This is a genomic window from Mesotoga sp. UBA5557 (assembly GCF_002425715.1).
GTDB lineage: Bacteria > Thermotogota > Thermotogae > Petrotogales > Kosmotogaceae > Mesotoga.
In genome coordinates, this window is sequence record NZ_DIMV01000012.1 from 1 (window position 1) to 2812 (window position 2812).

The 2812-nt window shown below is 46.9% G+C and carries 3 protein-coding genes; all 3 read right to left on the reverse strand.

Annotated features, from left to right (window positions below; all coding sequences use genetic code 11):
- Window positions 1–112 precede the first annotated feature (112 nt).
- On the reverse strand, window positions 113–391 hold the full coding sequence (locus tag B3157_RS00865) for a hypothetical protein (RefSeq protein WP_214060933.1): 279 nt from the start codon (window positions 389–391) through the stop codon (window positions 113–115).
- 422 nt (window positions 392–813) lie between these two features.
- Window positions 814–1434 carry a DUF3226 domain-containing protein gene (locus B3157_RS00870; protein WP_099829267.1) on the reverse strand — a complete coding sequence of 207 codons (621 nt, stop codon included), beginning with the start codon at window positions 1432–1434 and terminating at the stop codon, window positions 814–816.
- Complete coding sequence (locus B3157_RS00875; RefSeq protein WP_292588111.1) at window positions 1434–2507, reverse strand: AAA family ATPase; 1074 nt, start codon at window positions 2505–2507, stop codon at window positions 1434–1436. Before B3157_RS00875 ends, B3157_RS00870 begins: the two co-directional genes overlap by 1 nt.
- Between the last annotated feature and the right edge of the window lie 305 nt (window positions 2508–2812).

The window sequence follows — 2812 nt, forward strand, 5'->3', positions numbered from 1 at the left end:
TTCGCGTACTGGAAGAACAGTTGTTTTTTAGCTTTTGCTTTTATAACATGCACCTTGGAACTTGCAACTGCTCTTCTCGGAGAACGGTGACCCTATAACGGATAACTGTTTCTTATTCAACCTGCATCTTGTCACTTTCAACTTGCATCTTGTCACTTGCAACTGTTTCAAAGACCGAGATCCTGGCCTGAAGCATGCCAGGATGACCTGAAGAAAGAGTATCGTTCCCCAATGAGCCTGCCCTGATAAGCGCCTCTTTGGTCATCTCGTGATGAACTTGCACGGGATCTGATCTTGAAAGCGCAGCAGCAGGAAGCGCGAAGCTAGGAACTGACCAGCTCCTATGGTCATGGACAGTCATCCCGCAGTGGTTCTGTGCGGGATCTCGCACTTAGCAACCGCTGTGCGCTTAAGAACGGTGAACCCGCTGGACGCCAGAAGTTCCGCTGGACGCTTAAGAGCGGCGAACCCGCTTTACGGTGTGTAGTGCGAAGGAGAGTATGACTGGTTTCTTCTCTCTCTCTTCTCTCGTGAGCGCAGCGAACCTCTCCACAAAGCTCTTTCTCGTTTTTTTGTTTAGCCGGCGCAGCCGGAAATGGCCTGCGTCAGCAGACTGGCCATCGAAGGTGACTGGCATTTATTTCCCTCCTGCGCAGCAGCATCACTTCCGCCGATGTTCTTCGGCGCATCACTTCCTCGCGCCAGCGAGTATCACTTCCCGACGAAGTCGGCCTCGCCTCCTGCCGAAGGCAGCCTTGCGTCCCGGCATGATCCTTTGCCGGCATTGGTCATCCCTGTGCTTACGAAAAAGAACTATATCTGGAGAAATGCATCTATGAACGTTCCCATCTCGCATCTATCGAAAATGCTGAAATCAAAGTAGCTTTTCTGAGCAGCCAAGCCAATCGAGTTGCAGTACTCCTGCATCAAAGATAGAAGGGCTAGCATATACTGTTTAGGTCTAAATGATCTGTCAGCGCACTTGAAGAACTGATCTACGCAGCCGCGTAAGTTACGAGATTTAATAACGTCGACCAAGAGAGACTCGAGACAACCTGAACGTTTATTATCCGGAGTAACAAATACCCCTACTGTTACCATACCAGATTCATCTGTAGCGAAGTGGCCTGGTCTATCGGGCACCGGTAATGATTCGCTCCGCAAAACATGCGAAACGCTCTGAAAGGCTTTTTCGGCGCTAAGGTCGGCATCTCTAATAATCGCGATCCTTCTGACAGAATCGAAGCCTGGTAGATCCTTTAGATCCGCCAGGTCTTGCCTGAAACTATACTTTCCACCCGCATCGATAATCTGTACCTTGGATTTCTCCAAGCCCTTATGTCTGAAAATGTAAGCATCAAGAAAAGACACCTCGTCCTTTCCTTCTACTATCAAAAGTGAGTCGCTGACGACACTATCGGGTTTCTTAAACACTATCTTACCTCCCACTCTCTCTCCATGAAACGAGTGAGGGCATCTCTATCAAACACCGTGACTTTTACCTTATCGTCTGTCGTCTCTGTTCTAAAGACTCTAATCATGTCTTCCATTGATTCTCCCTCAGTAGAATCTACCAGCGCTTTGATACATTCATACGAGTGAGTGGTAGCCGCAACTTGCACATCGTAGTTAATAGCTGACCTAATTAGGCTCTTCCAGAGGAGATCGAGGGAAGAATGGTGAAGCCCATTATCGATCTCATCTATCAATAGGATTCCATTACGAGCTTCATAAGCATTCAGATTAACAACAAGTAGTTTCACCATACCGTTTCCTAACAGCTGAACCGGTAGCATCTTGCTCAGTCCTATATCCACAAATATAGTTCCGTTGGCCCCCAGTACGAATCCACTAACTGAACCGTCCAGTTTCCTTGCTACATCGACCAACAACTTGTCTTTCTTATCCACAAGCATTCTTTCCAGTCTCAGGGCAATCTCTGAATAAGTAATAGTGAGATCATTAGTGAACAACGCCCTCTTGGGCTCCAATTTGCCCTCCAAAACCCTTGTTCGTACATCACGTTTTTCCTGAAATACCTGAGACCTTGTATGTCGTGTGACTTGCAAATCAGTCTCCTCATACACCAGATCAAGCCCCAATACCGAGGATTCGCTTGATGATTTGCTTCCAGCTTGAGATGAAGAATCCGAGTCTTTCGGAGAATGAGAGTCCACTTCCCCGAGATCACTTGCATCGGTAATCGGAGAAATACTGAGTCTATTAGCGGCTCCGTCTTTAAGTCCCTCCATTACTATGGGCGAAGTGATATTCATTCTGTTGAAGAACGATCGCCAGACATTGTCAGATACGAATTTCAACGACCTGAAAGAGTTGATCGATGTCGGAAGTCTAGGATTTCCTGCGCCTGAAAGGAGAAACATTGCCTCGAGAACGCTCGTCTTCCCGGAATTGTTCGATCCAACAAAGAGATTAATCCGGGATAGGCCATCAATCTTGAGTTCATGAATCCCCCTGAAATTGCTTATATGAAGGTTCTCATACATCTCCTGTCACCTTCCTTCAATGACTTAATTTCAGTATAACACCAGAAGTTGTCTCAGGAAATAATTCACGATGCTCTCACTTACTTCTCACGTTTGATCTTCAAAGACCAGGAACCTAACTCGACCTCTGAAGAACCGCTGTAAGCCAGAAGTTCGGCTGTACGCTTTAAAACATGGTTTGCCGTTGACCGTTCAAGAGGAAAGATCTGTTCTTCGTTCCAAAGCGAGGATCTGTTCTTTGTTCTTGGTCAAGGTCATATTGCCAGAGCATGGCATACCCTTTCCAGAAAATTGTCAGGCCGACG